The organism is Oceanobacillus sp. FSL W7-1293 (assembly GCF_037969815.1).
GTDB lineage: Bacteria > Bacillota > Bacilli > Bacillales > Amphibacillaceae > Oceanobacillus > Oceanobacillus oncorhynchi.
Genome location: NZ_CP150212.1, coordinates 1,151,168 through 1,176,054, shown reverse-complemented (window position 1 = coordinate 1,176,054; position 24,887 = coordinate 1,151,168). Strand labels below are relative to the sequence as shown.

25 protein-coding genes are annotated in these 24,887 nt (G+C 40.5%); 8 read left to right on the top strand and 17 right to left on the bottom strand.

The annotated features are described in order from the left end of the window. Positions 1 to 6: 6 nt before the first annotated feature. Positions 7 to 1,512 carry an aldehyde dehydrogenase family protein gene (locus MKY65_RS05870; RefSeq protein WP_339183173.1) on the bottom strand — a complete coding sequence of 502 codons (1,506 nt, stop codon included), beginning with the start codon at positions 1,510 to 1,512 and terminating at the stop codon, positions 7 to 9. A 249-nt stretch (positions 1,513 to 1,761) separates the two neighbouring features. Here MKY65_RS05870 and MKY65_RS05865 point away from each other — a divergent pair, with 249 nt between their 5' ends. Further along, positions 1,762 to 2,505 (top strand): SDR family oxidoreductase, encoded by a 744-nt coding sequence (locus MKY65_RS05865; protein WP_339183171.1) that lies wholly within the window; start codon positions 1,762 to 1,764, stop codon positions 2,503 to 2,505. Between the two features lie 166 nt (positions 2,506 to 2,671). Here the strand turns inward: MKY65_RS05865 and MKY65_RS05860 are convergent, their stop codons facing one another. Further along, positions 2,672 to 3,880, bottom strand: a complete 1,209-nt coding sequence (locus MKY65_RS05860; protein WP_339183169.1) for an iron-containing alcohol dehydrogenase — start codon at positions 3,878 to 3,880, stop codon at positions 2,672 to 2,674. Between the two features lie 63 nt (positions 3,881 to 3,943). After that, complete coding sequence (betB, locus tag MKY65_RS05855) at positions 3,944 to 5,413, bottom strand: betaine-aldehyde dehydrogenase (RefSeq protein ID WP_339183167.1); 1,470 nt, start codon at positions 5,411 to 5,413, stop codon at positions 3,944 to 3,946. A gap of 237 nt (positions 5,414 to 5,650) precedes the next feature. On the opposite strand from betB, the gene MKY65_RS05850 reads away from it, so the two are divergent. Both MKY65_RS05850 and MKY65_RS05845 read left to right on the top strand, forming a co-directional pair. Continuing rightward, on the top strand, positions 5,651 to 6,211 hold the full coding sequence (locus MKY65_RS05850; protein WP_339183165.1) for a GbsR/MarR family transcriptional regulator: 561 nt from the start codon (positions 5,651 to 5,653) through the stop codon (positions 6,209 to 6,211). Continuing rightward, positions 6,174 to 7,133, top strand: coding sequence for a glycine betaine ABC transporter substrate-binding protein (locus MKY65_RS05845; protein WP_339183163.1), 960 nt, complete (start codon positions 6,174 to 6,176; stop codon positions 7,131 to 7,133). Before MKY65_RS05850 ends, MKY65_RS05845 begins: the two co-directional genes overlap by 38 nt. Positions 7,134 to 7,201: 68 nt before the next feature. On the opposite strand, the gene MKY65_RS05840 is transcribed toward MKY65_RS05845, so the two are convergent. The 4 genes from MKY65_RS05840 to MKY65_RS05825 form a co-directional block, all read right to left on the bottom strand. After that, positions 7,202 to 7,705: a GNAT family N-acetyltransferase gene (locus MKY65_RS05840; RefSeq protein WP_339183161.1), complete on the bottom strand. Its 504-nt coding sequence runs from the start codon at positions 7,703 to 7,705 to the stop codon at positions 7,202 to 7,204. Between the two features lie 217 nt (positions 7,706 to 7,922). After that, on the bottom strand, positions 7,923 to 8,090 hold the full coding sequence (locus MKY65_RS05835) for a hypothetical protein (RefSeq protein WP_175297038.1): 168 nt from the start codon (positions 8,088 to 8,090) through the stop codon (positions 7,923 to 7,925). A gap of 14 nt (positions 8,091 to 8,104) precedes the next feature. Next, entirely contained in the window at positions 8,105 to 10,039 is a 1,935-nt protein-coding gene (locus tag MKY65_RS05830) for an aconitate hydratase (RefSeq protein ID WP_339183159.1), read from the bottom strand. Between the two features lie 191 nt (positions 10,040 to 10,230). Further along, positions 10,231 to 10,413 (bottom strand): hypothetical protein, encoded by a 183-nt coding sequence (locus tag MKY65_RS05825; RefSeq protein WP_339183157.1) that lies wholly within the window; start codon positions 10,411 to 10,413, stop codon positions 10,231 to 10,233. A 150-nt stretch (positions 10,414 to 10,563) separates the two neighbouring features. Between MKY65_RS05825 and MKY65_RS05820 the strand changes: the two genes are divergently transcribed. Genes MKY65_RS05820 through MKY65_RS05810 form a run of 3 tightly spaced genes read left to right on the top strand, consistent with a single transcriptional unit; the run spans position 10,564 to position 11,563 of the window. Then, positions 10,564 to 10,788, top strand: coding sequence for a hypothetical protein (locus MKY65_RS05820; RefSeq protein WP_339183156.1), 225 nt, complete (start codon positions 10,564 to 10,566; stop codon positions 10,786 to 10,788). A 17-nt stretch (positions 10,789 to 10,805) separates the two neighbouring features. Beyond that, the gene (locus MKY65_RS05815; protein ID WP_339183154.1) at positions 10,806 to 10,931 is read left to right on the top strand and encodes a hypothetical protein; all 126 of its coding nucleotides are present in this window, start codon (positions 10,806 to 10,808) and stop codon (positions 10,929 to 10,931) included. Then, the gene (locus MKY65_RS05810) at positions 10,931 to 11,563 is read left to right on the top strand and encodes a protein kinase family protein (protein WP_339183152.1); all 633 of its coding nucleotides are present in this window, start codon (positions 10,931 to 10,933) and stop codon (positions 11,561 to 11,563) included. Before MKY65_RS05815 ends, MKY65_RS05810 begins: the two co-directional genes overlap by 1 nt. Positions 11,564 to 11,648: 85 nt before the next feature. Here MKY65_RS05810 and larC read toward each other — a convergent pair whose 3' ends face one another. The 7 genes from larC to MKY65_RS05775 all read right to left on the bottom strand — a co-directional run bounded on the left by larC (position 11,649) and on the right by MKY65_RS05775 (position 18,751). Beyond that, the gene (gene larC / locus MKY65_RS05805; RefSeq protein ID WP_339183150.1) at positions 11,649 to 12,116 is read right to left on the bottom strand and encodes a nickel insertion protein; all 468 of its coding nucleotides are present in this window, start codon (positions 12,114 to 12,116) and stop codon (positions 11,649 to 11,651) included. Between the two features lie 29 nt (positions 12,117 to 12,145). Beyond that, entirely contained in the window at positions 12,146 to 12,892 is a 747-nt protein-coding gene (larB, locus tag MKY65_RS05800; protein WP_339183148.1) for a nickel pincer cofactor biosynthesis protein LarB, read from the bottom strand. 33 nt (positions 12,893 to 12,925) lie between these two features. Further along, positions 12,926 to 13,819, bottom strand: a complete 894-nt coding sequence (locus MKY65_RS05795) for a LarC family nickel insertion protein (RefSeq protein WP_339183146.1) — start codon at positions 13,817 to 13,819, stop codon at positions 12,926 to 12,928. A gap of 246 nt (positions 13,820 to 14,065) precedes the next feature. Continuing rightward, positions 14,066 to 14,905 (bottom strand): ATP-dependent sacrificial sulfur transferase LarE, encoded by an 840-nt coding sequence (larE, locus tag MKY65_RS05790; RefSeq protein WP_339183144.1) that lies wholly within the window; start codon positions 14,903 to 14,905, stop codon positions 14,066 to 14,068. Positions 14,906 to 15,027: 122 nt separating this feature from the next. Next, entirely contained in the window at positions 15,028 to 16,302 is a 1,275-nt protein-coding gene (larA, locus tag MKY65_RS05785) for a nickel-dependent lactate racemase (protein WP_339183142.1), read from the bottom strand. Between the two features lie 168 nt (positions 16,303 to 16,470). Continuing rightward, complete coding sequence (locus tag MKY65_RS05780) at positions 16,471 to 17,595, bottom strand: 2-keto-3-deoxygluconate permease (RefSeq protein ID WP_339183139.1); 1,125 nt, start codon at positions 17,593 to 17,595, stop codon at positions 16,471 to 16,473. Continuing rightward, complete coding sequence (locus tag MKY65_RS05775; protein ID WP_339183137.1) at positions 17,585 to 18,751, bottom strand: glycerate kinase; 1,167 nt, start codon at positions 18,749 to 18,751, stop codon at positions 17,585 to 17,587. The genes MKY65_RS05780 and MKY65_RS05775 overlap by 11 nt, the downstream gene beginning before the upstream one ends. Before the next feature lie 147 nt (positions 18,752 to 18,898). Between MKY65_RS05775 and MKY65_RS05770 the strand changes: the two genes are divergently transcribed. Next, on the top strand, positions 18,899 to 19,993 hold the full coding sequence (locus MKY65_RS05770; protein ID WP_339183135.1) for a sugar diacid recognition domain-containing protein: 1,095 nt from the start codon (positions 18,899 to 18,901) through the stop codon (positions 19,991 to 19,993). Between the two features lie 55 nt (positions 19,994 to 20,048). Here MKY65_RS05770 and MKY65_RS05765 read toward each other — a convergent pair whose 3' ends face one another. Next, positions 20,049 to 21,146, bottom strand: coding sequence for a hypothetical protein (locus MKY65_RS05765; RefSeq protein WP_339183133.1), 1,098 nt, complete (start codon positions 21,144 to 21,146; stop codon positions 20,049 to 20,051). 699 nt (positions 21,147 to 21,845) lie between these two features. On the opposite strand from MKY65_RS05765, the gene MKY65_RS05760 reads away from it, so the two are divergent. Further along, positions 21,846 to 23,018 carry an MFS transporter gene (locus MKY65_RS05760; protein WP_339183130.1) on the top strand — a complete coding sequence of 391 codons (1,173 nt, stop codon included), beginning with the start codon at positions 21,846 to 21,848 and terminating at the stop codon, positions 23,016 to 23,018. Positions 23,019 to 23,237: 219 nt separating this feature from the next. Here MKY65_RS05760 and MKY65_RS05755 read toward each other — a convergent pair whose 3' ends face one another. Both MKY65_RS05755 and MKY65_RS05750 read right to left on the bottom strand, forming a co-directional pair. Further along, positions 23,238 to 24,098 (bottom strand): SDR family oxidoreductase, encoded by an 861-nt coding sequence (locus tag MKY65_RS05755; protein WP_339183128.1) that lies wholly within the window; start codon positions 24,096 to 24,098, stop codon positions 23,238 to 23,240. A gap of 330 nt (positions 24,099 to 24,428) precedes the next feature. Further along, positions 24,429 to 24,794: a helix-turn-helix domain-containing protein gene (locus MKY65_RS05750; RefSeq protein WP_339185132.1), complete on the bottom strand. Its 366-nt coding sequence runs from the start codon at positions 24,792 to 24,794 to the stop codon at positions 24,429 to 24,431. Between the last annotated feature and the right edge of the window lie 93 nt (positions 24,795 to 24,887).

Genomic DNA, 24,887 nt, shown 5'->3' with positions numbered 1-24,887 from the left:
ATATTTTTATTCATTATTTTCATCTTGTTCTATATTCACAAAAACACTTTTAACTTCTGTATAGTTTTCTAAGCCATATTCGCCGCCCATTTCTCGGCCGATGCCAGATTGTTTATATCCTCCGAATGGCATTGTTTCCCATTCTTGTCCAACATCATTAATCCATACGGTTCCTGCCTGCAGCTTGCCGGCAATATAGTGACCTTTTCTAATATTTTCTGTCCATACACTTGACGCTAATCCGTATTCGCTGTCATTTGCTCTGCGGATACCTTCTTCTACCGTATCAAAGACATGAACGGTCATTACCGGTCCGAAAATTTCTTCTCTGGCAACGGTCATATCATCCTCTACATCCGCAAATATAACTGGTTTAACGAAATATCCTTTATCAGACACCGGAGAGCTATCTCCAATCAGTCTTGCACCTTCGTCAATACCTGTCTGAATGTAATCAAGCACGGTCTGCTGCTGTTTCTTAGATACCAGCGGCCCCATATCTGTCTCTGGATTCATGCCGTGTCCAAGCTTAACCTTCTCCAATTCTTCTGAAAGCCCTTGCAAAACTTCGTCATATAGCTTTCTTTGTACGTATACTCTTGTGCAGGCACTGCAATTCTGACCATGATTATACATCGTTCCTGAGAATGCGCCTTCAATTGCTTTTTTTGTATTGGCGTCTTCCAGAATAATGCTAGGTGATTTGCCGCCTAATTCCAGTGTTACACCCTTTAACTGATCTGCCGCTTTTTTCATCACATCTTTTCCTACATTCGTTGAACCAGTAAATGCTACTTTATCAACCAGCGGATGTGTAATAATCGACTCGCCAGCTTCTCTTCCTGATCCGGGGACGATATTGACAACACCGTTCGGGAATCCGGCTTCGTTAAATAATTTTGCGATATAAAGCAAGGATAAAGGTGTCTCAGTTGCTGGTTTGATAACCACTGTACAGCCGACAGCAAGTGCGGATCCCAGCTTCCAGGCAGCCATTAACAGCGGGAAATTCCATGGAATAATTTGTCCAACCACGCCCACTGGTTCGTGTACCGTATAATTTATATAATCGGGAGATACATTCGTTGTCTTTCCCTGAATTTTTGTAGCAAATCCAGCATAATATCTGAAGTGTTCAATCGTGCCATCCACATCATCTGTTAAGGCCACTTTGTAAGGCTTTCCATTATCCAGCGACTCCAATTGAGCTAATTCTTCGCGATTCTCCTCAAGCAAATCTGCCAATTTATAAATCATTCGAGACCGGGAAGACGCTTCCATTTTCGTCCATTCCCCTTCATCAAAAGCTGTTCTGGCAGCTTTTACTGCACGGTCTACGTCACCGCTGTCTCCCTTATAAACTTGAGCGATTCTATCCTCTGTAGCAGGATCTACAACATCAAATTTATTGCCTGCTGCTGCCTCAACGTAGTCTCCATTAATATAAAGTCCGATAGTTTCTTCAAGAAATTCTTTCACCTTTGGTTTCAAATCAAAATTAAGCGTTTGCAATGTTATCCTCCTTTTGAAAATGTAATTTTTAGAATTTCCTATACTTTATCACATGATTGAATATATTGAAACCCTTTTTATAAAAAAGGAATAAATTTATTCAAAAGTATAATTGATAATTCTTCTTTGTTATTGACTGATCAGGCTTTTGAAGGTAGGGTAATGAATGTATTTATATATTGAAATGCTGTTCAGCAGATACGCTGTGGTAATTTCAAACAGAAAGCAATCAACATTAAAGGAGAAATTATGACAAATTTAAAAGATCAAGTTGTATTAATTACTGGAGCAAATCGTGGACAAGGGAAAGGAATCGCTCAACATTTCGCTTCACTTGGCGCAAAAGTTGCCGTCGGAGCAAGGAATTTGGAGGATGCGGAAGCTCTTTCAATAGAAATTGGGCAAGACCAAAGCCTTCCTGTTCAATTAGATGTAAGCAAAGAAACGGACTGGACAGCAGCTGTTCAATCTGTTATTCAAACCTATAATAAAATAGATGTACTGGTGAACAATGCAGGTATATTCATTAAAAAACCTTTATTAGAGACGACTGCAGAGGATTTTCATCAGTTGATCCAAGTGAATCAGCTCGGTGTCTTTATGGGGATAAAGACGGTCGCACCCTACATGGAGAAACAGCAAAAAGGATCCATTATTAATAATGTATCTATCTCTGCTTTTTCTCCAATCAATGATGCAGCGGCTTATGCAGCTTCCAAAGCAGCAGTGTCCAATCTTTCAAAATCTGCTGCCATCGAATTAGGACCAAAAGGAATCAGAGTCAATTCGATTCATCCAGGTGTTATTCAAACAAATATGGTGAGTGACAGCAATCTAGAGGTGAACGAAGCTGAGGCTATCCCATTAAAAAGACTCGGACAGTCTAACGATATCGCACAGGTAGCTGCTTTTCTCGCTTCGGATGAGAGTGCTTATTGTAATGGTGCTGAAATTGTGGTAGATGGCGGACTTACGCTGGGAACCAATATTTAACCGTTGGCTTGCAAGGAGTAATTTAAAGGGTAATGATGTCGCTTCATTCCATATAAAAACAGAGAGACTTTTCAGCTCTCTCTTCAAATTACTCTAAAATATTCTGTTTTCTATGTAAAACCTCCAACGTAATCCTGCTGCTGTTGGAGGTTCTTCTTAAAAAATATTATATTGTTTTTTCAACCTGGTTGAAGCAGCGGCCATAAATCCATTTATAACCTTCTTTATTCAAGTCTCTCGGATTCCCAATTGTTTGCGGATCTTTCATTGCTTCTTTCGCAAGACGGTCGGTCATATCTGGTGATACGCCTTGTTCTTCTAGGCTGGGAACCTCTAAATCTTCTACCAATTGATAAACTTCATTCACAGCTGCTTTAGCTGCCTCTTCCTCCGTCAAATTAAATGTATTGATACCTAGCCCTTTAGCAATACGTGCAAATTTCGCTGGGTGACCTTTCCAATTATATTCCATAACAGGGCCCATCATCGCTGCGACAGCCTGACCATGCGCTACTGGAATGATTCCTCCAAGTGTTTGCGACATCGCATGTGCTGCCCCTGCTGATTCACTGCCATAGGATAACCCTGCTAACATCGCAGCTTGTGCCATCCCGTAGCGTGCTTCCAGATCATTTCCATCTGAATATGCTCGTCGAATATATTTACCGACGTATTCTATCGCAAGTAATGCTGCAGCATCTGTCACCGGCTGGGCATAATGCATGGTATAACACTCGATGGCATGTGCTAACGCGTCAATCCCAGTCATTGCTGTTACATGCGGTGGCATCGAAACATGCAGCTCTGGATCAATAATTGTTAAATAAGCAGCAATCAATGGTCCGCCTGTATTAAATTTAAATTCTCTTTCTTCATCTGTAATAACAGCCCATTGCGTTACTTCCGAGCCTGTTCCAGCTGTTGTTGGAATTGTTGTTAGCGGAGGTATGCGATTTTCTAACGGTTTTTTCCCATCCGCTGCTTCGTAATCCAGTACGCTTCCATCATGGGTCGCTTCTACACCGATTCCTTTAGCAGTATCCATTGAGCTGCCTCCGCCCACTGCTACAAGTCCATTACAGTCTTCCGATTTATATAAATTGGACCCTTCTGCAATCAAACGCACTGGAGGATTCGGCTCTACTTTGTTGAATAGAACAACTTCTATGCCGGCATTCTTCAAAGATGCTTCAATCGGCGCAGTCACACCTGCCTGATAAATCCCCGGGTCTGTTACTAATAAAGCTTTTGTAACTCCCAAGTTTTTTACCTCTTCCCCAACATGTTTTATCGCGCCGATTCCATGTTTTATCGCTGTTGGTAATTCAAATTGATGAAATTTATGCATATGCTCTACTTTCATATGAAGACTCATTGTACATTCCTCCAAAAACGTATTTAATATCTATTTCATTATCAAAATCATATTCTATTATCCTCAAAACCAATTTATCGGCTCTGGATTTATATTATGGTAAACATGCTTTGTTTCCTGATATTCTTCCAGGCCAAGTTTGCCTAATTCCCTGCCGATGCCTGACTGCTTGAAGCCTCCCCATGGAGCATGCGGGAAGTATACATTAAAATCATTAATCCATACTGTACCCATCCGCATGTTAGCGACACATCGCTCTGCTTTCGCAATATCTTTTGTCCAGACCCCGCCAGCTAATCCATAAATAGAATCATTTGCGAGACGGATAGCTTCTTCCTCATTACGAAATGTTTCTATCGTAATAACCGGACCGAACCCTTCATGCTGTACAACATTCATTTCCGTTGTACATCCAGTCAAGACGGTTGGTAAATAGAAAAAGCCATTTTGCAGTGCTGGTTCATCAGGACGAGCTCCTCCAACCGCAACCTTTGCGCCTTCTTTCACGCCATTATTTACATAGGCCATCACTTTTTCTAAATGTATTTTTGAAATTAACGGTCCCATTTGCGTATTCTTATCAAAACCACTGCCTAACCGAATCTTTCTCACACGTTCCACCAATTCCTCAACAAACGCATCGTGAATACTTTCCTCCACAATAATGCGTGTTCCTGCTGAGCATATTTGTCCTGCATGGAAGAATACCGCATTCAATGCCTGATCAACTGCGGTTTCAAAATTTGCATCAGCAAAAATAACATTGGGATTTTTTCCGCCAAGCTCTAAAGCTAACTTTTTCACATTGGAGCTGGCTGACCGCATAATACGTTTCCCTGTTTCAATCCCGCCTGTAAAAGAAATCAAGTCCACATCTTCATTGATGGCTAACTCCTCTCCAACCGTTGCTCCAGCTCCCAATACAAGATTAACCACTCCTTTTGGCACGCCTGCTTCTTCCATGAGTTCAAATACTTTAATGGTTGTTAAAGGAGTAATTTCACTCGGCTTCATAATTAATGTATTTCCTGCAGCAAGCGCAGGAGCTAATTTCCAGGAAGCCTGTAATAAAGGATAGTTCCACGGAGTAATTTGTCCACATACACCGACAGGTTCTTTGACTACTTTACTTATAGTATGTAGGACAGGTGAATCAATCATTTCACCGCCATCTTTATCTGCTAATTCTGCATAATACCGAAATACGCCGGCAATATCATCCATATCTCCTCTGCTCTCTTCCACTGTTTTTCCAGTATCGAGCGATTCTAATTCTGCTAATTCTTCTTTATCTCTTTCAATCAGTGCAGCAATATCACGAACGATATTTCCCCGTTCAGTTGCTGAAGTCGCTGACCAATCACCTTGGTCAAAAACATTTCTAGCTGCAGCAACGGCCAATTTAGCATCTTCTTCATTACCTTCTGCAGCAAGTGCAATGACTTCCTGATTAAAAGGGTTAATTATTTCTCTTGTCTCTCCAGAGAGGGCAAGCACCCATTCCCCATTGATATATTGTTTGCTGGTATCCAAATGAGTTCCTCCTAACTTACGTTAACTTTGTTAAGAAAAAATTTAACGTTGTGAACAAAATAAATCTTAACGAATAAATTTCATCCTGTCAAACGAACCTGTTTTCTTCTTATATGTATAAAAGAACCTTGCTTTGGCATTCTCAAATCATTTGACAAATTTATATATTTTACTATCATTAAGTTTGTTAAGAAAAAATTTAACTTTATGGACATTGATCTGTAGGAGGTCATTATTTTGAACAATCCCCATGACGAGAGGGCAAGAGAACAAATAGAAGAGGCAAAAGATCAGGTTATTCAATCGATATCGGAAACGATGGACTTATACGGTGTAACACCAGCTGCCGGTAAAATATATGCAACGATGTATTTTGAAAATCAAATGAATTTGGATGAAATGCGGGAAGAGCTTGGTATGAGCAAGCCTAGTATGAGCACCAATGTACGCCATCTCCAGCAAATTGGAATGGTAAAAAAGAAATTCCAGCGTGGTTCCAGAAAACATACCTATACTGCGGAGAAAAATTTCTTTCATTCCTTTATGGCCTACTTCTGCCAAATGTGGGAACGGGAAGCAAAAACAAATATGGAAGCCATCCAGCAAGCTGAAAAACCGCTCCTTGAAATTATCCATGACGAGCATGTTTCTGACAGCTTCAAAGAAGAAGCTAGACATCATTATGAATTATTAAACCAGTCCAAGGTTTATTACAACTGGCTGGATCAGTTGGTACACAGTATTCGATCCGAAGAAATTTTTGAGTTTTTACCAAAGGACACATCCCAAAAAGACTAAGAGGAGAGATACCATCTTTAACTTTCAAAAACAACCTATAAATATTCTCATTATCACAGCAATTTCGATTCTATTATTAAGTGCATGCGGCGGAAATACATCGAACAACGAATCCGCGGCAGAAGATGATAATCCCAACAGCCTCGATATGGGCCAAATCAGCTGGGAAGAAAATATCGCAATTACAAATATGTGGAAATTCATTCTAGAAGAAGAAGGTTATGAAGTAAACTTGCATTTATTAGATATCGGGACACAAATGGCGGCACTTGAAAATGATGAGCTGGATATCAGTCCTGAAATATGGCTGCCTGTTCAAGATGCAGAATATGTAGCACAATATGAAGATGCTATTAATTTCTCAGAAGAAACTTGGTATGATAATGCAAAAGTTGGTTTAGTCGTACCGGCTTATATGGATTATTTGGATAGTATAGAAGATTTAAATGCGAATAAGGAAAGTTTAAATGGAGAAATAACTGGATTCGATGCCGGAGCAGGCACGATGTTAGTAGTGGAAGAAGCAATGGAAGCATACGAGCTGGATTATGAGCTCACGGCCAGCTCCGAACCCGCTATGCTGACCGCGTTACAACAGGCAATCACTAATGAAGAGGATATTGTTGTGCCGTTATGGAACCCACATCGTGTATTTTCAGAAATGGACTTAAAATATTTAGACGACCCTCAAAATATCTTTGGAGAGGCTGAAAAAATTCATCACGCAACCCGCCAAAATTTTCATGAGGATTATCCAGAAGTCGATCAATGGTTGAAAAATTGGAAAATGGATGATGAACAAATTGGTGAATTGATGAGCTACGTCAGTGAGGCTGAAAATGAAGGAAAAGAAGCGCTGGAAGGTGCTGAAAAATGGGTGAATGATAATCGAAATCTTGTGAATCAATGGCTGGAAAAATAACTCGATATGAAGCAGTCTGATGGAAATTCCAATCAGACTGCTTCATTTTATCAATGCAACTATTGATTTTAAAAGCTTAATTGATAGTAAACAAAAGTAAGAGGCTTTCCTTCATAAACAGTATCTTCCCTGCTTATTTCCTTAAACCCATTCTTTCCCAGAACGCTTTGAGAAGCTATATTATCTGCAGTTGTCTGTGCCTTGATACCCTTTAATCTTAATGTTTTCTCCGCTTCCACTTTGAGAAGCTCAACTGCCTTTCCTGCTATCCCTTTTCCCGTATGAGCTTCACCAACCCGATATCCTAAAAAGCCAATTTTCTGTGAAGGACGAATATCTGTTAAGTTAACTCTCCCCAAAATTTCTCCATCAGCATCCTTGATTAGAAAAAAATAAGATTTACTATCCGCTTGTTCCTTCAGCAATTCACGTAGTCTGTCATGAAAGTAATCCTTTTGGTAAAACGCTTCTCCACGGGAAGGAACAAATTTTTCAAAGTACTTTCTATTATGTAATTCAAATGTGTAAAGCTTATCCTCATCTTCTATTTGCAGCGGGGCAATATGTATCATCTAATAGACACCCTCTTCTGTATCACACGGTATATATGACCTCGATACTTTTTTCATATATTATTTCACAACGAAAGCTTTCTGTCGACAGGATTGTAAATCTGGTTATTCTTAAATGTAAAGAATATATTTAAAGAAACGATTTGGTGTTTTTATATGCAAAAAAAGTCGAAGCAGCGACTGTATCTGTAAACAGAACTGCTCCGACTGTTTATTATTAATCAATGACCCTGTGGTTCTCATCGACTTGAAGCTTTTCCGTCTTCTCCACAGCGGCAACAAATCCATCACCGTGACAAACAGTGCAAGTATACTGCCACTGCTCATCATCTCTTAATAAACCTGTTCCTTCACAAGCTTTACAGGCATGCTCCTGAGATCCCATTGCTGACTTCCTTTCTATTGTTTTTCTTTAATCCAATTAATAATTCCGCCGGCCAGCAGAATTTCAAGCTGCCGTTTGGTCAGATCATGCTGAACGGTAATCGTACGATCTGTTCCTTTTAATTTAATATCGAAGGTTTGCTGATTTTGAATCGTCTGGTGGATGTGACGAAATTCAAGCGTATCCTCCTGACGAACCAGATCATAGTCTTCCTCATTGACGAACGTTAACGGTAAAATACCGAAATTAATCAAGTTCTGCAGGTGAATACGGGCAAAGTCTTTTACAAGTACGACCTTTAATCCAAGATAACGCGGTGCGAGCGCCGCATGCTCCCGGCTTGAACCCTGGCCGTAATTAAAACCTGCAACAACCATATGGCCACCGTCATCACGTTGTTTCATCGCCGTTTCGTAATAATCATCATCAATAATTTCAAATGCAAAAGTACTGATTTTTTGAATATTACTGCGGTATGGCAAGACGCGTGAACCGCCAGCGAGAATTTCATCTGTTGAAATGTTATCATTCATTTTCAGTAAAACAGGAACATCAAAGTTATCCTCAATCGGTTCAAAATCTGGGATGGCCGTGATATTCGGTCCTTTTTCCAGTTCAATCTGATGATTATCTTTCGGTGGTGCTTCCAGCATGCCCTGCGTGGAAAAAGTAGTCGGTTCTTTTATTTCCGGATAAGGCATATCCAATGTTCTCGGATCTGTAATAACCCCGGTTAATACAGATGCAGCGGCTGTTTCCGGGCTGCAAAGAAATACACTGTCTTCTCTTGTTCCAGACCGTCCTGGGAAATTCCGGGGTGTCGTCCGTAAACTGTTTTTACCTGTAGCCGGAGCTTGTCCCATGCCAATACAGCCATTGCACCCTGCCTGATGCATCCGGGCGCCGGCAGACAGCAGATTCGCAATATGTCCGTTTTCTACAAGCTGCTCCAGCAATTGCCTGGAGGTCGGGTTAATATCCAGAGAAGCGCCATTCGCAATCTGCTTCCCTTTCACGATTTCACTGGCAATCGCAAAATCGCGGTATCCCGGATTAGCAGAAGAACCGATGTAAGACTGGTATATGTCTTCTCCGGCTACTTCCGTAACAGGCACCACATTCCCCGGACTGGAAGGTTTTGCAATTAAAGGTTCCAGCGCAGATAAATCAATTTCTTCATGTTCATCGTAATCCGCTCCATCATCTGCTTTTAATTCAATCCACTCGTCTTCGCGCCCTTGTGTTTTTAGAAAATGTTTAATTTCTTTATCTGACGGAAATACTGTGGCGGTCGCTCCAAGCTCTGCTCCCATATTGGCAATCACATGCCGATCCATAGCAGATAACTCCTTCACGCCTGGTCCATAGTATTCAAGGATTTTACCGACACCGCCTTTTACGCCATGACGGCGCAGCATTTCTAAAATAACGTCCTTGGCGCTGACCCAATCTGGCAGTTTTCCTGTTAATTCAACCCCCATGATGCGCGGCATTTTCACATAGTAAGCTTCACCGGCCATTGCCATCGTAACATCAATTCCGCCTGCACCAATCGCTAACATGCCCATACAGCCATTGGCACATGTGTGACTATCCGAACCTAATAAGGTTTTTCCCGGCCGTGCCAGCTGCTGCATATGAACTGGATGGCTGACCCCATTTCCGGGTCTGCTGTAATAAATACCGAATTTCTGTGCCGCACTTCGTAAAAATAGGTGATCATCCGCATTCCGAAAATCTTCCTGAATCAGGTTATGATCCACGTACTGTGCAGAGGCCTCTGTTTTCACTTTATCAATGCCCATCGCTTCCAGTTCCAGCATCACCATGGTACCTGTCGCATCCTGCGTCAACGTCTGATCAATTTTTAAACCAATCTCTTCTCCGGGCTTCATCTCTCCTGACAGCAAATGATCTTGAATTAATTTTTGCGCTGCATTAAGCTGCATGTTGCTTCCTCCTTATAATATACTGTCCTGATTAGAATATGCTTATATAGTAATTATTACACGTAGCAAATGAAGTTAAACTTCATGTTACTTCCTCAAAACCTCCGATTCATACCATCTGTGAGGCGTTAACAGACAAACACATCCTCCTCCCCTCTCTGCATATACGATTTTTGAAGCATACCCATCCTTTATTTTGATTTCATTTTCTTTTCCATCACTGGACGAAAAAATGCCCCATAAGTAAACCCTCCCCGCAGAAAACCAATTATTCCATTCCAATAAGGCTCTCCTCCAAGAAGGATACTGACCATAAGCATGATGACGGAGCCCGTTAAAGCATATAAAAGTCCACTGACCCAACGGTTTTTCACGGTTCGCCGCTCCTTCCAAAGTGCTTTATACGTGTTTACCCTTGAATAAAAGCCGGAAAACGATGAATTAAGGTATATAAGAAGGCTTTTATTAGCGCTGTATCACGCCTATTCCTGCATAGCAAACGTATTAAAAAAAGAGAAACATGCGTGGATAATTTAATTACGTTAAAATTTGCGCTAGCTGAACAAGCCCTCTATAATAAATATACATTCAAATTAATCCCAAAGGGGAGTAGCATAATAGCAGCTGTCGTCATTACAGGAGAAATCCTCGGCACTGCTGGCAACCGTTTCATTTCGTTGCTTGCGAGACCTTTGTCCAAAAAATATGTGGGCAAAGGTCTCTTTTTTATTAGCTTTTGCCGCACATAAGCCAAGGAGGAAAAGAAATGTCTAAACTTACGAAGCTTCTCAAGTCTAAAATGGTAAAAGAAGGAATAAAACAAGCGCAAAAACATGCCTTGCCGGTGATTAAAAAGGAAGTAGCCAAAAGAAAAGGCAGTTTTAAAAAATAATGAAACAATCCATGTACAATCACTATGTATCCACCGTTCTATTTACGAAGAAACACAGACGCATAAAAATACGCAGGTATCATAGTGACTTAGAACTCTATGGGGCGGGGAGAAGTGCCGCTGTATTCAGAATAAAAAATGAACATAAAGTGATTAAAATTTTCTACCCGTCTTTTGAAAAAACAGCAAGGGAAGAAAAGCAAAATTACGAAAAGCTAAATGGCAGTCCTTACTACCCAACGATATATGAAGCAGGAAGTAACTATTTAGTAATGGATTTTATTGAGGGCAAAACATTCTTTGAATGTCTGGCGGAAGGTATTCCGTTGACATCTCAACATATCCAGCATGTGGATAATGGATTATATACTGCGAAAGAGGCAGGATTAAACCCATCAGATATCCATCTGCATAACCTTATCCTGACCAAAGAAGGCGCTGTGCGTCTGATTGATACAGCCCGTTTTTCCCAGGAGAAAAAATGTACGCAATGGGAAGATTTAAAATGGGCTTATGCACGATATTATCAGCGTACGAATTTCCCAAAAAAGATTCCAAGATGGGTCATGTATGCCGTATCAAAGCTTTACCGATTCTATCAATATCTGCCTGTCAGAAAGGAAAAGAATTAGATACGGGCTCTTTTCCTTTTCAATCACTAAATTTTAATAAAAAAGACACAGACCATTTTAATATATAAAATCGTCTGTGTCTTTTTTATAACTGCCTCCAAACCGCTCCATATACTTGTTTCAATGGAATTCCATGTTTTTCAGCGATATCTTTACAGTCTGCATACTCTGGGGAGCTTTGAAAGACCTCTCCATTAGAAGAGATTCCCTGTTTCACCGTTACAGGGCCCCATGCGGTATCCACTTGAATAAACTTTCTTTCCATGCGGTGGACGGTCAGCGGATAATAACGGATGCCAAGCGTGGTTGTTTCTTGCAGCAGGATTTCCTTCATTTCTGGCAATGCATGGTTGGAACAGAGCAATTGCAGTAATACCCCCGGCCGATTTTTTTTCATATAAATAGGGGTGTAAAAGACATCATTTGCCCCTGCTTCAAATAAACGGTCCATTACAAATCCAAGCCATTCCCCTGAAATATCATCCAAATTTACTTCCACTTTCATCATATTATCATCAATATGTTCCTGATTCGGAGGATGCTTTGGTGCCACCTAGACAACTCCCTTCTTATTGCGAAATGCTACTCCTCTTTTCCTTGAGCCAGCCGGTCAATCAATACGGCATTATATGCACCACCGAAGCCATTATCAATATTGACCACGCTGATTCCGCTCGCACAGGAGTTCAGCATCGTCAGTAATGCCGACAGACCTTGAAAGTTCGCACCATAACCCACACTTGTCGGCACAGCAATGACTGGATGCGAAACAAGACCGCCGACCACACTTGGAAGCGCCCCTTCCATTCCTGCTATGACGACCGAAACCGTTGCGCCTTGAATAGCTGGAGCCTGATCTAATAACCGGTGAATTCCAGCAACTCCGACATCATAAAATCGGCGTACATTACTGCCCAATGCTTCAGCAGTAACGGCTGCTTCTTCAGCGATCCGCAAGTCAGAGGTTCCTGCACAGAGAATAGCGATATATCCTTCTTTTTCTTCTCTTTTCTCTTCCACCTTCAAGGACAGGATTTGTGCCATATCATGGTACGTCAATTCAGGATGAACCTCTAAAATTTTATCTGCCTTATCCGGTGAAATCCTTGTAATTAAAATATCATTCTGCTTCGCTTTGATTGCTTGCAGGATAGCTATGATTTGCTCCACAGTTTTCCCTTCTCCGTAAATCACTTCCGGAAAACCCTGCCGTTGTTTCCTGTGATGATCTACTTTGGCAAAACCTAAATCTTCATAAGTCGCTAGCTTCTTTTTTGCGTCCTCTATGCTTAATGTTCCATTTTGGACTTTCTTTAAAATTTCTTCCATTTACGTGTCCTACTCTCCAAACTTTTTCAATCTTTACGCCTCTTCGCCAATGATAACCCGGAGTACATTGGGATGATTCGGAAATGTTTTCGTACCGGCTCCATATCCCACTTTCATCACTTTCATAGACGGCATATCACAAAACTCCTTCGCTAACACCGCAGCAAAAGCAGCCCCCGTCGGCGTTGTCAATTCTGCTTTCAAATCACTTTGTGCAATCGGTACTCCACGCAAAATCTCCAACGTAGCCGGTGCCGGGACAGGATACACCCCATGATCAATGTGAATTTTTCCAGACCCTGTTGGAACAGCTGCTGACTTGATTTCATCAATCTCAAGCTCTTCTAATAAAATAGCTGTCCCTACAATATCAATAATCGAATCAACAGCGCCTACTTCATGAAAATGGACATCCTCCAGCGGCACACCATGAATATGCCCTTCTGCTTCACCGATTTTTTTAAATATCTTTAACGCCATATCTTTCACGTCTTCTGATAAATCTGCTTCTTGAATCATATTTACAATATCACGATAGGAACGATGATGATGGCTATGGTCGTGATGCGAGTGTTCATGATGGTGGTGATGTCCCTCATCGTGACTGTGACCATGATGGTGCTCATGGCTATGCCCATGATGATGCTCATGAATATGCTTATGGCTGTGACCGTGCTCATGGGCGTCCTGTTCAGGATGATCATGGTGAGAATGTCCATGCTCCTCATTCTTCAGGACCACATCAAATTTTGTGCTTGTAATTCCATTCTTCACTACTTTATATACATTTAATTCATATTCATCGGCTAAAGGAAGCTTCTGCAACTCGTTTTGCAAATGGGAAAAACTCCCTCCCGCATCAAGCAGCGCTCCTATCGTCATATCACCGCTTATTCCTGAAAAACAATCCAAATATAACATCTTCATGAAAATTACTCCTTTATTTATCTTCTTTATACTTTTTTCACGCGAAAAAGCAGTTTTTTCAACTGCTTTCCCGTAAAAGATCATGTTTAAATTTATCCGGAGAATCACCCGTAAAACTCCATCTCTAAATAGAGAGTAAAAATAAATTTATTCAGGGGGGAGTTAGCGGGTGCTAACTCCCCCCTGAGTCACTCAGGCTAATTCCGGGAGAGAAAGGAAACAACTCCCACGGAATGAAGTTGCATTTTAAGCATTGGCAGCGATTTGCTGTTTTGAAGAAGCTGCTGGTAATACTTCATTCATGCTGCCTGTACGGTAACCGCGTAAGTCTATCGATACATAGTCGAAACCAAGAGATACCAGTTTATGTTGAACTTCTGTACGTTTTTCCAGTAATTCCATCATTTTATCAGCTGCAACTTCGATACGCGCCACGTTATCATGATAACGTACACGCACTTCATCAAAACCGGCACGTTTTAAATAAAGCTCCGCCTGATTAACCTGATTTACTTTTTGCTTGTCCAGTTTTGTACCATACGGGAATCTGGATGCTAAACTGCAGGAAGCTAATTTATTCCATACTGAAAGCTCCAATTCCTTCGCAAGCTCGCGGACTTCCGGTTTATATAGATTTGCTTCCTGAAGCACACTGCGGATGCCTTCTTCCGTTCTTGCCTTTAGCCCCGGACGGAAATCTGCTTCATCATCCATAATCATTCCATCTAACACATACGGATAATCCAATTCCTCCGCCAGCTGATTCAGATGGGTGTAAAGCAATTTTTTACTGTAATACCAGCTGTCTGGGTTATTCGCTGTAATTTGAGGCTGGTTCAATTCTTCTATTTCTGTTTGGTGCACCTTCACACCCAGATTCTCTGCTAATTGAACCGCTGCCTGAAATTCGGATTCACGAAATAATTCTGATGCCACAACAACTGCCAGCACGTTATCTCCTAACTCCTGCTGCGCTCTTTTCAAAACAACTGCACTGTCTACGCCGCCTGAAAATGCAACCATAACACGTCCCATTTCCTTCAGTGTTTTCCCTAAATAACGATTTTTCTCATTGATTTCCATCATTCATCTTCACCTCATTTCCCCTGACTGAAGGGGATATTTTACTAACAAAAGGATATAAAAAGCTTTCCATTTATTTAATGACTAAATACATTTCATTCTATTACTAGTATACTACGCTCAGCTCAAGATTTCACTTTTTCTTCAACGTAAGGTATCGTCAATGGCCCTAAAGGCATAACAGCAACTGTCATAGATTCCCCGTATTTTTCCTTTAACCCTTCTAATGTCTGTTCTATATCATGAGTCGGCTTTAACATTGCATTGGTTACTTGTTCGTCCGTCAGCTTGGAATAAACATAAACATCAGCCCAGACCTGAATGACAGCCTGTTTCTGAACCTGCCACTGATCAAACATTTTAAATTCCGGATTATTAATCATATCCAGCAGATCCTGCGGGCTCTTTGCCATATCAAAAATTTTCGCATAGTTTCCATGGTCAGGCAAGCCATCTGAACACTCGGATGCTACAATAATCGAACCGCCCTCTTTGACAATTTTATGGGCAGCGCTCATCCCTTTTACGGCCTGATATAAATTTTGGTCCAGCGGATAGCCGGAATTAGATGTAATCACGACATCAAACCGCTCTTCACAATGGAACATCGCGTGCTCTTTTGCATACGCACATCCTTCATCATGTGCCTGATAAAGCTCGCCAGCAAACACATTTGTAATTTCTTTCTCCCGATTTAATGTAACATTTAACATAAAGTCGGGCTTGCACATCCCGTTAATTTCACGGGTCATATCCTGAACCGGGTTATTCACCATATTTCCCCATGTGGAGAGCGGATCTCCAATCATCCGCGCATTATGGAAGGTCATAATCGTTTCAATCCCCGCTATTCCGGGCATGATTCCTTTTGGACCTCCAGAAAAGCCCGCGAAAAAATGGGGCTCTATAAAACCGGTTACAATTCTAAAATCAGATTCTACGTAATCTTTATTCAGGTAAACATCGCATCCAAAGCTGCTTTTCCCAAGGTTAACAAGTGTATCCTTTTCATGACAGTGATTATTTACAATTCGTATATTGTCTACAACCCAGCTTCCTAACATTTGAACAAATTCTTCTTTTGTCTGATCGCGGTGTGTTCCAGTTCCATTTATAATAACAAAATTCTCTAACGGTACATGACTTAATTCTTCAATTAACACTGGAACTAGAATATGATTGGGCGTCGGTCTGGTAATATCACTAATGACAATGGAGACCGTATCGGTTGCTTTGACAGATTCTTTCAAGGGTGCGCTGCCAATCGGATTTCGCAAAGCCTGACGGACTGCTTCCTTTTCATCTTCCATCTTTGGCAGATTGGTCGGTTCAATTAGTAAAGCGTTTTCTGGCAAATCTAAAGAAATTCCATTCTTTCCATACAGTAAATCCGTCTTCATATTCAAAAACCTCATTTCATTTAATAGCTTATATCCTGTACATTTTTAGGTTTAAACGTCATTTGCAGTAAACCGTTACTGCTTCAAAATATTTATTTGTAAATTAATATATCATTGTATCATCAGAATAACATGATTTGTCGAATAAAACCTGCTTCTTATAACCTATCAGTCATTAACCGCATATTTGGTTTCCTGTTTATTCTCTTTTAAACCCAAATCTTCTTTTGTACCATCAATTCCTTTTTTCCGCTGATGTCTGTCCATTAAAATAACACCTAAAGGACAAAGTAATGAAGTCGTGATAGTTGCGATAGAAATCTGAGCAGTTGCCATTGGTACGATATTCTGAATCGCATCGTATTCTGCTTGTGTCATTCCTCCTGCCCCTACAGCTACAGCAGCGGCGGCAGCCACAGCTGCAGGTGTTGCAGCAGCATTTCCTGCTGTCGAAGCTTCTGAAATTGGTGCAATAAAACTTTTTTCTCTAAACAGTTTAAACACAAGAATACCTGCGCCGGCTGAACAGAAAAATGTTAGAAATGCTAACGTTAACCCGCCTGTAAGAACAGCAGGATTAAAGAAGTTTGACAAATCCATACCAGCTCCAAGAGCAAAGGCGAAAAACGGAATGGTAACAGCCTCGCCCGGTTTTAGAAATTCTCGTATTTTTGGATCCAGATTTCCTAAAATCATACCGATTCCAATTGGAAGCAAAACAGCAATAAATGAAATCATCGGGAATGCAGTACCTAAAACACCCAGTGCAACTAATGTTAGAAACGGTCCATCATTGATAGCCAGAATAGAAAGGCCGCCAACGTCTGATCTATTTCCAAATTTCCCGGTTAAAGCAGCATACATTCCGCTATTACTATTCGTCATTCCCGCTATTAATGCAAGCGTTGAAAGTCCAAATAACCCGCTCATTGGATCGAAAAAGAATCCAAAAGCCATTCCGACAGCTAATCCGGCACCATATTTAGACCCAGTAAGCAATATCCCTTTCTTCAATGCTTTTCCGCCGACTTTCAAATTCATCTGACTGCCCACACAGAATAGGAATAAAGCAATTAATACAAGGGCACTGTCTTTAAATAATTCTTGTGAAAAACCGCCAATTCGTAAAAATTCATAGTAGCCTTCCTCTGTTTGCGGTGCTCCCAGAAATTCAAGAACCCTCATCACTGCCGGTATATGCATTTGGTCAATCGTGTTCAAAGAAGCTCCTAATAAAAGTGGAACTACCATTAACCCTCCAGGTACTTTTTCAATTGTATCCTTAATTCTCATAAACCGCTCCTCCTTTGATGTGATTAAAAGCGTAAAAATAAGAACGAACAACTTGTTCAGCACTTAATTCCAATAGAACAGATGCATTTCGCATAGACTCTTCTAACGTCATTGGCTTATTGATAATACTGTGGATACTGACAACGCCAAAATCATGGAGCACTGCCGTATCATCACCTGCCGATCCTGCTAAAATAATCGTTGGAACTCCTTGCCTTTGCGCTGTTTGCGCTACTCCCAGCGGCGTTTTACCAGAAGCAGTCTGCCCGTCTACTCTTCCCTCGCCGGTAATGACTAAATCTGTTCCTGTCAAAAATTGGTTTATGTTACTATACTCCAGGACAACATCAATTCCTCTTTCCAGTTCACATGGAAAGAAGGCTTGAAATGCTCCTCCGATGCCGCCCGCAGCTCCTGCACCCGGCATATCATGCAATCTAATGCCAGTAACCTCTGCAACTTGATCCGCAAAATGAGCCAGGTTTTTATCAAGCTGCTCTATGATTTCCGGAGTTGCTCCTTTTTGTGGTCCAAAAATATGAGATGCTCCATTTAATCCAATCAATGGATTCTCTACATCAGAGGCGATTAAAAATTGACAATCTTTAATTCTGGAATCAAATGAATCGGTTTCTATGGAAGCAATTTTATCTAATGCGGCTCCTCCATAACCGATTTCATTTCCTTCTGTATCTAAAATTCTCAGCCCCAGCGCCTGCAGCATGCCGGCACCTCCGTCATTCGTAGCGGAGCCTCCTAATCCCACGACAAAAGAAGTAAAACCATCATCCAGAGCCTGTTTAATCAGCTGCCCTGTCCCATAGGTTGTTGCTTCCAAAGGGGAAAGTTCTTCTTCAGATAGCAAAGTGAGCCCGGATGCTGCTGCCATTTCAATGACACATGTTTTCTTATCTCCTAACACACCATATCCGGCCTCAACTTTATTCCCTAATGGATCTGTTACAATGACATGCTTTACCTCTCCCTTTGTAGCAGCAACCAGTGTTTCCAATGTTCCTTCGCCTCCATCAGCAACAGGGATTAAGACGGTTTCTGCATGCGGAAAAGCTTTTTTGATTCCTTTATCTATGGCATTAGCTGCTTCGACTGCACTTAAACTTCCCTTAAATGAGTCTGGAGCAACGATAATCTTCATTTCATCACACTCCTTAGTAAGCGTTTTCTTTTTATCTGTAGTTTAAATTATACGAATATTGACTTATATTGTATATGGCTATATCATACAAAAATAAGAGGAATATATAGTTTATTATTGTATGGTATAAACAAAGGAGCTTAAATAATGGATATGTTGACAAAAGAAATTGCGAATGCCATCGTCAGAGAAACCTCCCTCCGTTTAAACCGAAACGTTAATATTATGGATATGAACGGAGAGATTATTGCCGCTCTGGATGAAACTAGACTGCACACTGTTCACGAAGGAGCAGTAGAAGTGCTGAGCAGTGGAGAAACACTTTCTATTTACCCTGAACAAGGGGATTCCTGGCAAGGCTCAGAGCCTGGAATCAATTTACCTATCGTCTTTCAGGACACCATTATCGGAGTGATCGGGGTTACCGGCAATCCGGATGAGATGGAGGATATCGGGGAGCTGGTGAAAATGACTACAGAGCTGATGATTGATCAGGAATTTATTACTTCACAGCTTGAGTGGAAACAGCGTACAAAAGAGATGGTTATTGACCAGCTGTTAAAAAGCAATGCCTCTCATAAAACGATTCAGCAAGGGCTTGAGATGCTGAAAATAGAATTAACGCCTCCATTCATGGCATTCGTCATTCAAATAGATACACTCACTATCCAAAAACAAGAATTGATTCAAAAAATAGAGCGGTTATTTGGTAAGCGTCCTGCTATTGCCGGATTTATAAACCTTAATCAGCTGTTTATTGCCGTGTCTGAAATGGAAGAGATCGAAGCCGTGCGAAAAGTAGAAGCGCTGCAAGCACTATTTCATAAGCTGGGTATTACATTCAGAATAGCCAATAGTCTGGCTTTTCATGAACTGAAACATTTTTATCAGGCTTATTCCGATTGCGAGCTCGCCTTAAAAATCAGTGAGCCGGAAATCGAAGTAATTTCATTCAGCCAGATTGAAGTACGAGCATTGCTTTATCAGCTTGACCAGACGCTTAGAGAAAGGTTCTCCAGGCGAATCCTGAACGGTTTAGATGAAACACAGGCAATGACATTAAAAGCATTTTTTGCAAATGATTTAAATATCCAAAAAACAGCTGACGCCCTATTTTTACATCGGAATACATTGCTTTACCGGATAAATAGTATAACAAGGGAGACAGGATATAATCCGAAAATATTCAATGATTCTCTTATTTTGCAGGTGGCCTTATGGATTCATGAACAAAATAAATAAGGCAAGGGAGTTTGATAAGCAGTGTATCAAACTCCCTTGCCTTTCAATCAATTCTCTACTCTTCGCTTTCCATATCCGTGTGCCGGTATCCGCTGATTTCATTTTCACGATTCACATATACAATGATGGACGCCGGCTGTTCCGAAAACTCCACATCGTATACAAACGAATAATTTCCAGCAGAAGGACCATAATAGTCTTTTTCATGATTTAACTCAAAACGAATCCATTCGCCATATTCCTGCTCGACATTATTGCGCCATCTTTCCAGGTCTTCAGGAGTAGCCTCTGCTTCAGCATCATCTAAGAGATCTGCCGCCTCTTCATAACCTTCAGCAGCAATAAATGTTAAAAAATCCTCGGCTGTCTGATGCGCTTCTTCCGGATAGATGTAATTCTCTTCTTCATCATAGCTGCGGGAATAATAACCTGTAATTGCCTTATCCTCATTTACATAGATATTAAAAAGAATCAGCTGTTCCCCAAACGTTGCAGCATAAATAAGAGAAGAATCTCTGGAAAACGTCTGTTCATCATAAAGATGAATATCTGCGAATTCCCCATACGTTTCCTCCAGCCGGCTCCAATCAGACGCAATATCTGCCGGTGCTATATCTGATTCCATATCATCTTCCACTAAGTCAGCCGCTTCTTCAAAGGCACCCTCCCTCGCAAATTCTAAAAATTCTTCCGCAACGTCATGGGTGTTTTCTGAAAACTGTAATTCTGGATCAATGTTTGTCCGAAAATTAAATACTTCATTATTTCTGTTAATACCGATATAAAAGAGCGCCTTACGCGCACCAAATTTGCCTTCATAAACAAAATTAAAGATGGACGAATATGTATCTTCCTCTTCCTCCATTAAATCAATACTACTTAATCCACCATAAATTTCAGCTGTTGGAACAAATAAATCTTCAAAATCTTTTGATGTCCATTCACTGATAGAATTATCACTCAGAAAGGATGCCGCTTCTTCAAATTCTTCCTCGCTTAAAAAGGATAAAAATTCCTCTGCTGTTTGCACCGCTTCATCTCTGGCTTCCTCTCTAGTCTCTCCTTCTGATTCAGAATCAGTTTCCCCGCATGCAGAGAGTGTCAAACCAAGTAAACTGACTGTTAATAGAATGGTTAACTGTTTGAACTTCAAATTTTATGCTCCTTTACCCTGATTATTTCCTTGCCGGTTAGCAGCGGATTCCTCCCTGCACAACGATGTTTTTTCAAAATCGACTTATTATGTATCTATTAAACTCCATTTACGAAAATACGCTTAATCTTTTCATATCGTACCATATGCCAGAGAAGCTTGCTAGTACTCTAATAAATGAGGAAGTTTCTATCAGGATTTCACTTTCATATCCCTTCAAACAAGGTTCATCGTGTCATCTTTTCAACTGCATTGGAAATGCTGCTTCGTATTAATCTTTTTTAACAACAATGAGGAAGAAACTACAGCCTCATAGAAAGGTTATTATCGAAAATTTTCACCTGCTATGAAGTTAGAAAACAACCAAAAATAACAATACCAAAGAAGTTTTATCCAATGACAGTGCCATTTTTGGTGTATATTTTTACAGCGTTCAATCATCGGATATTTCCAATTGTTCTTTCTGTCATTACTTTATGACTCCCCCGCTTAATTCCTGTCATAATCCCTAAAAACACATAAATGCATGGCCTGTAAAATGACTCAGCCTGATAGCTCCCCTTCTCCAGTTAGACCACTAATTCATCACCATTTTACAATTCATTCACTATCCTTTCGTTCAACCTCTTTACATCTGCCCCGTATCAGATATAATGTCCTTTGTATCAAAATGCACCAACATAGAAGGAGTTTCGAAAAATGCATGATTCAAATACGAAAATATGGTCATTATCCTTTATCTTTATCGTGGTTTCCAACGGCTTAGTTTTTATGATTTTCGAGATGCTGCTTCCCACGCTGCCTCTCTTTATTACTGCAATTGGAGGCGGTGCCAGCCAAGTCGGCATCGTCACAGGAATATTTATGTTATCTGCTATTCTGACTCGTCCTTTTGCTGGTCTTCTAGCAAGTAAAATGGACAAAAAATTCCTCTTAATCCTAGGTATTTTAATTAATGCCTTGGCGACTGGAGCCTATTATCTTTCAAGTGATATCACTACTCTATTGATTATTCGGCTTTTTCATGGAGCAGGCTTTGGGTTGATCACGACATATTTCGCTACACTAGCAGCCGAAATCATTCCAAAAAAGAGGCTCGGAGAAGGAATTGGATATTTTGGTCTGGGTGAAACGATAGCGATTTCTGTCGGTCCCATGATAGGTATCTTAACGTTGGAATTATATGATTTTCAGCGCTTATTCTTAGGCGGAATGGCAGTATTGATACTGGCTGTAATCATGGCCATATTGATTAAACGCGCACCAAATGGAAGAGATTTAGATAGAACAGCCAATGTGAAGACAAAAATTCTTGAAAAGAAAGTTCTCTTCCCTGCTCTTCTAATTTTATTAGTCGGAACGGCAGCAGGAGGAATCATGTCATTCTTTTCTTTATATGCCTTGGAAAAGGATTTTTCTCATGTAGGATTGTTTTTCTTCGTTATAGCGGCAGCCAGCTTTGCAGTACGGTTGGTTTCTGGCAGGCTGTTTGACTTGCACGGGCCAACCGTCATCTTGGTTCCAGGTTCTATCTTTGCAATCATTGGATTAGGTCTTTTATATATTGCCAATACAGACACGGTCTTTTTTACAGCAGCAATATTTTACGGTCTAGGCTTTGGAGCATTGCTTCCTGCTATACAAACCTGGTGTATCAATCTAGTCGATAAACAGGAGCATGAAGATGCCATGGCCTCTTTCTTCAATTTTTTCGATATCGGGATTGGCGGCGGCTCATTGGTTCTGGGATTAATAGCAGAAGCAGCGTCTTATCATGCTATCTATATTGTATCTGCCTTCGTATACGTCTTATTTTTCATTATGTATGTAGTTTATTTACTTGTAAAAAGACGTTCAAAAGAATTCGTTTAAGTGGAATATCAAGGGTTTAATACCCTTGATATGATTAGTTGAAAAAGCAGCCATGCACTTACTTTTCTCTGCTGTTGTACATGCCAGGAAGTATTTTTAGATTCCCGCTTTGATTCTCGGAAAACCGCTTATACCCCGGTGCCTCGATTCCATAGATGGCAATTTTGCCTTCTTTATTAAAATGAAAACTTCTTCAGTAAAAAGCAGAGGCTCGTAAAGTTAATTACTTTCTATATATTGAGGTTCATCCACCCCCGTCCACTGAACACTTTTAGTATATAAATCTTTTTGACGATCTTTATTATACGAAACAGGGGAAGTCTGTTCTATTTTATTATCTTTAAAAAACTTCCCTGTAACATCTTTCACTTCATTGGATGAAGCCAAATAAGCGGGCAAAGCGGCGCCCTGCTCTGGATTTTTTGAAAATAACTTCATAACTGGTCTTAAAAACCTCGGTGCCATTCGGGTTGCCTGAGGTGTATAAATAAACCCTGGGTGCAGTGCATTGACGGTCACACCGCTGTTTGACAAGCGCTCACTCATATAATACGTCATCATTAGAACAGCGGTTTTTGCCGTTTTATATGCTTGCATTCCCGAATAATCAGAAGCAGTTTGATTTACTGCATTATCCGGCTCAAACTTTTTGTCTTCCATGACCGATGCGATATTAACCACTCTGCCTGAACCGGAAGCCTTCAATTGATCAAGCAGCAGATGAGTTAATAAAAACGGTGCTAAATAATTAACCGCAAAAGTCATTTCAAAGCCGTCATTGTTGACTTGATATTGACTGAATACACCGCCGGCATTGTTTATAAGAACATCTAATTTGGAATATCGCTTCTGAACCTGCTCTGCCAGCTTTCTAATCTCCTGCTGTGAGGACAAATCAGCGATCAGTAAGTCAATAGCCTTATTATCAGCAGCCTTCAATAATTTTTGACGTGCTTCTTCCCCTTTTTTCTCATTTCTGCACACTAAAATGATACGACAGCCTTGTTTAGCTAAAATAGCAGCTGTTGCGAATCCAATTCCTGAATTAGCTCCAGTTATCAAAACCGTTCTCCCTTCCATTCATCTCGTCCTCCTAATATTTAAGTCAAAGCAGCATTCCTATGCCAAAAGCAGTTTGATAATTTCAATAATATAATTTATAAAAATACTGAGGGTTACGTCAGAGGCAGCTATAAGACGGAAGCATTGCAGGCAATCTCCCGTGATATACTTTCTACTAATGTAACCCTTCTTTGCTCAAGACATTTTATAACCTTGTTATACATTCATAAATACTTTATACTTTTAACCACAAAAGTATCCAGGCTTAATAAGCATACTATTACCGGACAATAAAGTGAGTAATTCACAGAAAACACCATTCCGTCTCGTGTCACAACTTATCGGAAATTATATTTGTTCCTTCTGCTCTTCATTATCTTTTCCATATAATTTCTCCAAATGTTCCAGATGCTCCGTCCCCCAGCTTCTCATTGATACTAATAACGGCTTTAGCCCATGACCGTACGGTGACATAGAATACTCCACTTTTGGGGGCACCTGCTGATAAACCTTGCGATGAACAATATCGTTATATTCTAATTCTCTTAATTGGGAAGTTAACATTTTTTTAGTGATTTCCGGAATAGCCCGCTGCAGTTCACTAAAACGCAATTTTTCGTTTTCCATAAGATGAAATAAAATAATCGGTTTCCACTTACCCACAATAATATCTAACGCAACTTGAAGCTCTCCACAATTTTTACCTGTCGTTATATTCTTCACGTTTCAACCGCTCCTTTATAAATATATGCATGAATCCCTTATATACCAAATGGTTTCCTAAAAGTAACTAGGTATAAATAAAGT

What these genes read in the sequence shown, in the direction of transcription:
- MKY65_RS05865 (WP_339183171.1), top strand. Translation starts at nt 1,762, where the DNA reads ATGACAAATTTAAAAGATCAAGTTGTATTAATTACTGGAGCAAATCGT.
- MKY65_RS05860 (WP_339183169.1), bottom strand. Translation starts at nt 3,880, where the DNA reads ATGAGTCTTCATATGAAAGTAGAGCATATGCATAAATTTCATCAATTT.
- MKY65_RS05840 (WP_339183161.1), bottom strand. Translation starts at nt 7,705, where the DNA reads ATGATACATATTGCCCCGCTGCAAATAGAAGATGAGGATAAGCTTTAC.
- MKY65_RS05835 (WP_175297038.1), bottom strand. Translation starts at nt 8,090, where the DNA reads ATGGGATCTCAGGAGCATGCCTGTAAAGCTTGTGAAGGAACAGGTTTA.
- MKY65_RS05830 (WP_339183159.1), bottom strand. Translation starts at nt 10,039, where the DNA reads ATGCAGCTTAATGCAGCGCAAAAATTAATTCAAGATCATTTGCTGTCA.
- MKY65_RS05815 (WP_339183154.1), top strand. Translation starts at nt 10,806, where the DNA reads ATGTCTAAACTTACGAAGCTTCTCAAGTCTAAAATGGTAAAAGAAGGA.
- MKY65_RS05810 (WP_339183152.1), top strand. Translation starts at nt 10,931, where the DNA reads ATGAAACAATCCATGTACAATCACTATGTATCCACCGTTCTATTTACG.
- larB (WP_339183148.1), bottom strand. Translation starts at nt 12,892, where the DNA reads ATGGAAGAAATTTTAAAGAAAGTCCAAAATGGAACATTAAGCATAGAG.
- MKY65_RS05795 (WP_339183146.1), bottom strand. Translation starts at nt 13,819, where the DNA reads ATGAAGATGTTATATTTGGATTGTTTTTCAGGAATAAGCGGTGATATG.
- larE (WP_339183144.1), bottom strand. Translation starts at nt 14,905, where the DNA reads ATGATGGAAATCAATGAGAAAAATCGTTATTTAGGGAAAACACTGAAG.
- larA (WP_339183142.1), bottom strand. Translation starts at nt 16,302, where the DNA reads ATGAAGACGGATTTACTGTATGGAAAGAATGGAATTTCTTTAGATTTG.
- MKY65_RS05780 (WP_339183139.1), bottom strand. Translation starts at nt 17,595, where the DNA reads ATGAGAATTAAGGATACAATTGAAAAAGTACCTGGAGGGTTAATGGTA.
- MKY65_RS05775 (WP_339183137.1), bottom strand. Translation starts at nt 18,751, where the DNA reads ATGAAGATTATCGTTGCTCCAGACTCATTTAAGGGAAGTTTAAGTGCA.
- MKY65_RS05770 (WP_339183135.1), top strand. Translation starts at nt 18,899, where the DNA reads ATGGATATGTTGACAAAAGAAATTGCGAATGCCATCGTCAGAGAAACC.
- MKY65_RS05760 (WP_339183130.1), top strand. Translation starts at nt 21,846, where the DNA reads ATGCATGATTCAAATACGAAAATATGGTCATTATCCTTTATCTTTATC.
- MKY65_RS05755 (WP_339183128.1), bottom strand. Translation starts at nt 24,098, where the DNA reads ATGGAAGGGAGAACGGTTTTGATAACTGGAGCTAATTCAGGAATTGGA.